Annotated in this window: 8 protein-coding genes; 7 read left to right on the top strand and 1 reads right to left on the bottom strand. The window is 38.4% G+C overall.

From position 1 onward, the window contains the following. The 6 genes from ACESK1_RS11050 to ACESK1_RS11025 form a co-directional block, all read left to right on the top strand. On the top strand, window positions 1–335 hold a 335-nt coding region (locus tag ACESK1_RS11050; RefSeq protein ID WP_372920240.1), incomplete at its 5' end, for a hypothetical protein. 1 nt (window position 336) lies between these two features. Next, window positions 337–1,578: a nitrous oxide reductase family maturation protein NosD gene (locus ACESK1_RS11045; RefSeq protein WP_372920239.1), complete on the top strand. Its 1,242-nt coding sequence runs from the start codon at window positions 337–339 to the stop codon at window positions 1,576–1,578. Further along, the gene (locus ACESK1_RS11040; RefSeq protein WP_372920238.1) at window positions 1,572–2,279 is read left to right on the top strand and encodes an ABC transporter ATP-binding protein; all 708 of its coding nucleotides are present in this window, start codon (window positions 1,572–1,574) and stop codon (window positions 2,277–2,279) included. The genes ACESK1_RS11045 and ACESK1_RS11040 overlap by 7 nt, the downstream gene beginning before the upstream one ends. Next, entirely contained in the window at window positions 2,272–3,054 is a 783-nt protein-coding gene (locus ACESK1_RS11035) for an ABC transporter permease (protein ID WP_372920237.1), read from the top strand. Before ACESK1_RS11040 ends, ACESK1_RS11035 begins: the two co-directional genes overlap by 8 nt. 80 nt (window positions 3,055–3,134) lie before the next feature. Beyond that, window positions 3,135–3,857, top strand: coding sequence for an iron-sulfur cluster repair di-iron protein (gene ric / locus ACESK1_RS11030; protein ID WP_372920236.1), 723 nt, complete (start codon window positions 3,135–3,137; stop codon window positions 3,855–3,857). A gap of 327 nt (window positions 3,858–4,184) precedes the next feature. Further along, on the top strand, window positions 4,185–5,384 hold the full coding sequence (locus ACESK1_RS11025; protein ID WP_372920235.1) for a hypothetical protein: 1,200 nt from the start codon (window positions 4,185–4,187) through the stop codon (window positions 5,382–5,384). On the opposite strand, the gene ACESK1_RS11020 is transcribed toward ACESK1_RS11025, so the two are convergent. Beyond that, on the bottom strand, window positions 5,381–5,977 hold the full coding sequence (locus ACESK1_RS11020) for a Crp/Fnr family transcriptional regulator (protein WP_372920234.1): 597 nt from the start codon (window positions 5,975–5,977) through the stop codon (window positions 5,381–5,383). The two genes, ACESK1_RS11025 and ACESK1_RS11020, sit on opposite strands and share 4 nt — an antisense overlap. Before the next feature lie 234 nt (window positions 5,978–6,211). Here ACESK1_RS11020 and ACESK1_RS11015 point away from each other — a divergent pair. Then, the coding region (locus ACESK1_RS11015; RefSeq protein WP_372920233.1) for a DUF6377 domain-containing protein at window positions 6,212–7,678 on the top strand (1,467 nt) is incomplete at its 3' end.

Below are 7,678 nucleotides of genomic sequence, written 5' to 3'. Positions count from 1 at the left end.
TTGTGAGTCCGGCTTATGCCGCTCAGGCCGTAACTAATAAAGGCAAACAGTATAAATACGATGCTATAGAATGTTTGGTGAAAGACCAGCTTCAGCACAATCACGAAATGGAAATTCAGTTGGTTTCCGATTTCGAAAACCCTGGTACAATGTTAAAAGTAGATAATGCCGGTTTTGTGATTAATGACAGCATAAAAAGCCCTATGGGAGAAAACCTTGCTGCCTTTAAAAAAGAAAGCGCTGTTGTAAATAATGCTTCAGAAGGAATTTTTACCTGGGATGAGTTAATGACCCATTTTCATCAACAGGATTCCTTAACAACAAGTCGCAAATAACATGAGAAACTATTTAATTCTCTTTCTGTTACTCGTAATTAATATTAATGCACTTCAGGCCAGGGAGATCGAGGTTTGTAAAAGTTGCGAGGTAAAAACCATTCAAGCGGCTATCGATATGGCTGAAGATGGTGATACCCTCAGGATTAAAAGCGGCACTTATAATGAACATGACCTCACGATTATCGACAAATCCCTTACAATAATAGGAGAAGATTTTCCGGTTATAGATGCTCAAATGAAAGGGACGGCATTAAGTGTAAAAGCTGAGAATTTTTCAATTGAAGGAATTAAAATAATTAATGTAGGAACCAGCCATACTAATGACTTTGCAGCGATTTTAGTCTCAAATGCAAAGAATTTCGAGATCAGGAATAACCTGTTGGATCAGGTTTTCTTTGGTATTCTTATAGAACGGTCTTCTGAAGGGACAGTATCAGGAAATATAATTACCAGCAATGCCACAGATCAGGCCTCTTCAGGAAACGGTATTCACCTATGGAAATCAGAGAATATTTCGGTAAAGAATAATGAAGTGATTGGACTTAGAGATGGGATCTACCTGGAGTTTGTAAAAGATACAGAGGTCCTGGATAACCTCTGTAAAGACAATTTGCGATACGGACTGCATTTTATGTTTTCTGACCATAATGTGTTTACAGAGAATATCTTTGAAAATAACGGTGCCGGTGTGGCGGTAATGTATTCGAAATTCATTGACATGAACGGGAATCATTTCAGAAAAAACTGGGGGAGCGCTTCTTACGGTCTCCTTCTGAAAGAAATTAACGATTCAGAATTAAAGAATAATATTTTTGAAGATAATACCATCGCCATAAGCGCTGATAATACTAACCGTATAAATTATATTGAAAACGATTTTAAAGACAACGGATATGCGATTAGGATTCGCGGTGCCGTCTACGACAATATCTTTGAACGGAATAACTTCCTTTATAATTCTTTTGATGTTGCATATACCGGGAAACTCAATGATAATAAATTTTCTAACAATTACTGGAGTGGCTATTCGGGTTATGACCTGGACAAAAACGGGATAGGAGATGTTCCATTCAGGCCGGTAACGCTGTTCTCTTATCTTGTAAATCAAACCCCTGAAGCTATTGTGCTGTTAAGAAGTGTATTTATAGGAATGCTCGATTTTTCAGAAAAAGTTTCCCCTATTTTTACCCCGGCCGATCTTATTGATGATCAGCCCCAAATGAAAAGAATCCAATGGTAAATATCACAAACCTGCATAAAAAATTCGGTTCCCTCGTTGTGCTGAACGGACTTAATCTGCAAACCCCAGATGGCGGAATTATAGCTGTATTGGGCCCAAATGGTTCCGGGAAGACAACCCTTATAAAAAGTATTCTCGGGATGGTCGTTCCTCAAAAAGGAGAAATTGAAGTAAACGGAGAAAAGGTAAGAAAACACTGGAATTATCGTAAAGATATAGATTACCTCCCTCAAATAGCCAATTTTCCTGGAAACCTTAGAGTACAGGAACTTATTGATATGATCAAGGATCTACGCGGAAAACAGGCTCGGGATCAGGAATTAATAGAACTTTTTAAACTGGAACCCTTTCTTGATAAAAAACTCAGTAACCTTTCGGGAGGGAGCAAGCAAAAGGTGAACCTTGTCTTGTGTTTTATGTTCGATAGCCCTTTAATTATTCTGGATGAACCCACTTCCGGCCTGGATCCGGTTTCCCTGATCCGTCTACGAAAGCTTATTCAGCAGGAAAAAGCCAAAGAAAAAACTATTCTTATAACTTCTCATATTATGAGTTTCGTCGAGGAAATATCAGACAGGATCGTCTTTTTACTGGAAGGGAAAATCTATTTTGACGGTACAGTAGAGGAGCTAAAGACTTCTACAGGGGAGAAAGATTTCGAACATGCAATTGCCAACATCTTAACAGAGAATCATGCTTAAAATACTAAAATATAGTTTTTACGATCTTTCCCGTAGCCGTTGGAGCTATGTGTATTTCTTTTTCTATTTGCTTTTAGGAGTAGTGCTATTATTCCTGAATAACGATCTTTCTAATGCGGTAATAACCCTGATGAATGTGATCATTATCCTGGTACCTTTGATAGGGACCATCTTTGGAGTGATGTATTTTTATAATTCCCGGGAATTTACTGAGCTCCTGCTGGCACAGCCCATGAGGAGAAGTTCTATCTTTCTGGGTCAGTACCTTGGAGTGGCTATTTCTTTGTCGGCTAGTCTTATTCTTGGGTTAGGGCTGCCCTTTGTGATCTACGGCTTGTTTCAATCCAGCGCGATTTGGGATTTTGCTTCCCTATTGATTTCGGGGGTATTTCTCACTTTTATTTTTACTGCTCTGGCCTTTAATATTGCCCTGTCCAACGAGAACAAGATAAAAGGTTTTGGGTTAGCGATCTTGCTTTGGCTTTTTCTGGCCGTGGTTTATGACGGAATCTTTCTATTGTCATTGGTTTATTTCCAGGACTATCCTTTGGATAAATTTTCGCTGGTAGCCAGTTTGCTGAATCCTATTGATCTTTCCAGGATTCTTATTCTGCTCAAACTGGATATTTCGGCCTTGCTGGGATATACCGGGGCTGTTTTCAAACAATTCTTCGGAACCGGATTGGGTGCTTTTCTTTCTATAGCAGTGCTTATCCTATGGGTTATTATTCCGGTATGGCGAATCAAGCGGGTTTCAGCTAAAAAAGATTTTTAGAAAAAAATCAATTTATGACTACGCTCATATAATATCCTTTCTTAAGATGTGATCTTTACATTGTTATTCAGATAGAGATCATGAACGCAATAAAGGATAAAACAGTAGCCGAGTTAGTTACTGACAACATAAAAAACGCTCATGTCTTTAAGAAATACGGAATTGATTTTTGCTGTGGCGGAGGAGAAAAACTCGAAGTTGCATGTAAAAGAAGAAGTGTGAACCTTGAAGATATTGAGAGAGATCTGCTAAAGGCCTATAACACCGGCAGCAAGGAATATAAATACAACAGCTGGGAATTGGATTTCCTGGCCGATCATATAGTTAATGTTCATCATCAATATGTTGAAGAAAGCATCCCGTTATTGCTGCATTACTGCCAGCGGGTTGTGCGTTCTCACGCAAAAGATCGTCCGGAGTTAATTGAAATAGACATCTTGATTCATAAACTGGCAGATGAGTTAAAATCTCATCTTAGAAAAGAAGAATTAATCCTTTTCCCCTTTATAACCAAGATGGTAAATGCCGAAAAAGAAAATACCAGGCTTGAACGTCCTCCTTTTGGAACTGCGGGCAACCCGGTTAAGATGATGGAAGAGGAACATGAGATCGCTGGAGATATTATAAGAAAGATTGCAGACTTGAGTGATAATTTCACTCCGCCGCAGGGATCCTGTAATACCTTTAAAGCTTTCTATTCAAAATTAGACGAATTTGAAAAGGATTTGTATTTACATATCCACCTTGAAAATAATATACTTTTCCCCAAGGCTATAGCTTTGGAAGAGAAAGTGATGATTTAGTTTAGTGATTGCAAGCCGGCTGTTTTGAAGTCGAAGGGTTTTTTTAATGCCCCAAACATCTGAAAGTTTAACCTTTCGCTTTAAAGCAGCCATTTTTTGTGAAACTACCCTGGAATTTTCTGGCATAACCGTAGATTCAGGGAAACAAGAGAAGTTCTTGTACTTAAGATTAGTTTAGTGATTGCAAGCCGGCTGTTTCATAGCTCGCAGGTAAAAAATTGATAAAACTTTACTGCCCCAATAGTATAGATCGATCAAACCTGCTGCTCTGAGGCAGCCTTTTTTGTTTTCAATTACCCGAATCTATTTTTCTATCTTGCAGCTTAAATGATCGCTATAAGAAAGCATATCACCCTGGCCTTAGGGTATTTTTTCCTTGTCGCTCTTTTAGGAGTGGTATTAAGGTTATTTTCCTTCGCCGAGGTGCCGGCCACTTTTCGTTTTCTGGTACATACACATTCTCACGTAGCCTTACTGGGTTGGGTGTATGTTGCTATTACCAGCCTTATTTATATTATTTTTCTTAAAGATGCAGGCATAGATAAACGCTACCGTAGGATCTTTTGGTTTACGCAAATCTCAATCCTGGGAATGTTACTGAGCTTTCCCTTCCAGGGATATGCCTTATTTTCTATAATTTTCTCTACACTTTTCCTTATAGCCAGCTACTTTTTTGCCTGGATGGTTTTAACAAAAACTCCAACTGAATTCAAATCGCGATTCTCTTATAAGTGTATAAAAGCATCGCTAATTTATATGGTGATTTCCAGTATCGGTCCGTGGGCTCTTGGTGGGATTATGAGCACGCTTGGAAGTACTTCGATCTGGTATAAACTCGCTATATATTTTTACTTGCACTTTCAATATAACGCCTGGTTTATTCTTGCACTATGCGGAATCATCTTTTTTATTGCGGAAAGGAAAAATTTAAACATTTCCTCCTCCGATTTCAACAGATTCTACATTTATATAAATGTTGCCATTATCCTTACCTTTTTCCTGTCGGTATTATGGACCCAACCTAATGCAATTTTCTATAATCTGGCCGGAATAGGAGCTGTAATTCAGGTGTTCGCTTTTCTGAAATTCTTCAGTATTTTTAAAAAGGCAGGACTGGGAAAAGTAGTTGCATCATTTTCGAAATTGCTTTTAAAGATCGCAGCATGGGTACTGGGAGTGAAACTCATCGCTCAGTTATTATCTGCTTTACCTTTTTTCGCCGATCTGGCCTACAAAACCCCCGATTTCGTAATTGGTTACCTACACTGGGTTTTTCTGGGATTGATAAGTCCCTTCCTCTTCGCTTTAATGCATCATTTTAACCTGATGAAAGTCTCCAAAATTGGGTTTTGGATATTTTTCACCGGCTTTATTATTACAGAACTTATCTTGTTGTACCGTGGTTTGGCAATGTGGCAACGCTGGCAAATGCCTGATGATATTGCCATTTATCTTTTTGCAGGGAGTTGTCTTTTCCCGATTGGGATAGGTTGGATTTTGCTTGAAAATCTCAAAGAGAAATATTAGCGATAGACTTTCCTCGATTTTATCTTCAACTCACCTTTCTTCTCAAGAGATTTTGTTGCCCGAATTACCGTTTCCACCCGAAGCCCGGTTAAATCCGCAATTTGTTGGCGTGTAAGATCAACTTTGTAGGAAAATGGTTCTTGAAGCTTGTGCACATGCTTTTTGAGATAATCAAGAAGTCGTAAAATTCTGTGTTCCGGTTCCTGGGTGGAAAGCTCTGAAGCGATAATAGCCTTGTAATAGAGTCGGCTGGCCAGGGTTTTGGTTACTCCCAGGTGAATTTCGGGGTGGGAAGAAAGCAGGTCCAGGAATTTTAATTTATGTAGTTTTAGAAGCGTGGCATCAGTCATTGCTTCAGCATTGGCAGGATATTTTACATTCGCCAGCAAAGGAGGTTCCCCAAAACTCTGCCCGGCATAGAACATACCTTGGACAAACTCCTTCCCGTCATAATTAAAATTGTTCATCTTAACTTCCCCTGAAACAACCTGGTAGTAGTTATTGGCATTTTCCCCTTCAGAAAAAATAACTTCTCCTTTAGGGTATTCTACTCGTTTGGCACCAAATTCTCCCAATATTTCCTCCGGAATCATAATTTTTAGTTTAGGACGCATGCAAAAATATGGGAAAATTAAAGGAAATAGGAGAGTTTAAAAAATGAATTTCAGAATACGGAAAAAGAAACCTAAAAAATTAATAATTCTGTTTTTGCTTTTTCATACACAAAGAAAAACCTGGATGAGACTTTACTTTCCTGATAGGGGTTATATCTTTGATTAATAGAAATATCTATTTTTGTCCGATCTTTCTTTTGAATTTTCAAAACGATGAAGGTTTTTTTTAATTTACTAATATTATTTTTCTTCTTTTTCTCAGTTTCTTTGTTCGGTCAGGAGGAGGAGATCCTGAATGCTGTTCTTGAAAACATTGAAAAAGCTGAGGAATATGACCGGGAAAAGGTAAATCGCATTGAGAATTTAAGAAATGAGCTTAACAATGTTGATTCTCTGGAACTTCAAAAACAGTATGAACTCAACCTCCAACTTTTTAATGAATACCGGATTTTTAAACAAGACTCTGCCTTTAAATATGGTTTAAGGATCCGAAGTTTGGCAAATCAACTTGATAGCCTTCCTCTAAAAGCTACCGCGGTTGTTAACCTGGCAGACATAAGTGTTTCTGCCGGAATGTATAAAGAAGCTCTTGATTTTCTGGAAACCATATCCCCTGAGGAAATCCCTGAAAACACCCGTTCCCTGTATTTTGGTTTGGCCGGTAGGCTTTACAACGAAATGGCCGAGTATAACGCCCTACCTTTCTTTGCTTTGGAATATCTGAAAACGGCCCAGAATTATCGCGAGAAGGCGCTCCGGCTTGCAGAAGAAGGAACCTTTTTCAACTCGTTTTTAAAAGGATTTATTGAATACAAGCATGGAGACTTACTAGAAGCCTTGCGAATTTTTGAATCGCTTTTAGATCAGGAATTAGGATTAAGGGATCAGGCTTTGGTTCATTACAGCATGGGAGACATTTATTTCCAGTTAGATGAAAAAGAGAAGGCTATTTTTCATTTTTCTAAAGCTTCTATTGCCGATATAAAAACCTCTACGAAAGAAACCCTGGCAATGATAAGGCTTGCTGAGCTTACTTTTGAACGTGGAAATACCGATATGGCCTCAGCTTTTATAAGAAAGGCCAATGAGGACGCCTCTTTTTATGGAGCACAGCAAAGAAAAATTCGTGTTGGGGCTATCTTGCCAATAATTGAAGAACAAATCGTGCAAAAGATCGAAAAGCAACGGGAAGCGCTTTACCGGCAAAATGTTATTGTAACCTTCCTCCTGCTCTTCGTTATGGGTCTAGCCGTTATCATTTTCTACCAGGTGATTAAGATGAAAAAAGCTCGGAAAACCATTGAAGAAGCACACCATACTCTGCAAGAAACCAATAAACGTATCATTTTGGTAAATGAGGAGGTAGAATCAAAGAACCAGCAACTTAACCGATTAAATGCACAGTTACAGGAGGCCAACAAGATCAAGGAAGAATACATCGGATTTTTCTTTACTCAGGATGCCGATATTTTTGAAAAGTTCAAAGAATTTAAATTGAAGATTGAAGAGGATCTTAATGAGGAGAACCTGAAAAAACTCCAATATACCATCAACAGTTTAAACCTGAGACGCGAAAAGGAAAAACTGATGAGGAATTTTGATGAAGCCTTTATTAAACTCTTCCCGAATTTTATTGAGGAATTTAATTCCCTGCTCAAGCCTGAGGAACAAATTACTCTG

It is taken from the genome of Salegentibacter sp. (assembly GCF_041642575.1).
Lineage (GTDB): Bacteria > Bacteroidota > Bacteroidia > Flavobacteriales > Flavobacteriaceae > Salegentibacter.
Note: the sequence above shows the minus strand (reverse complement) of the source record. Positions and strands in the feature narration are given on the sequence as shown.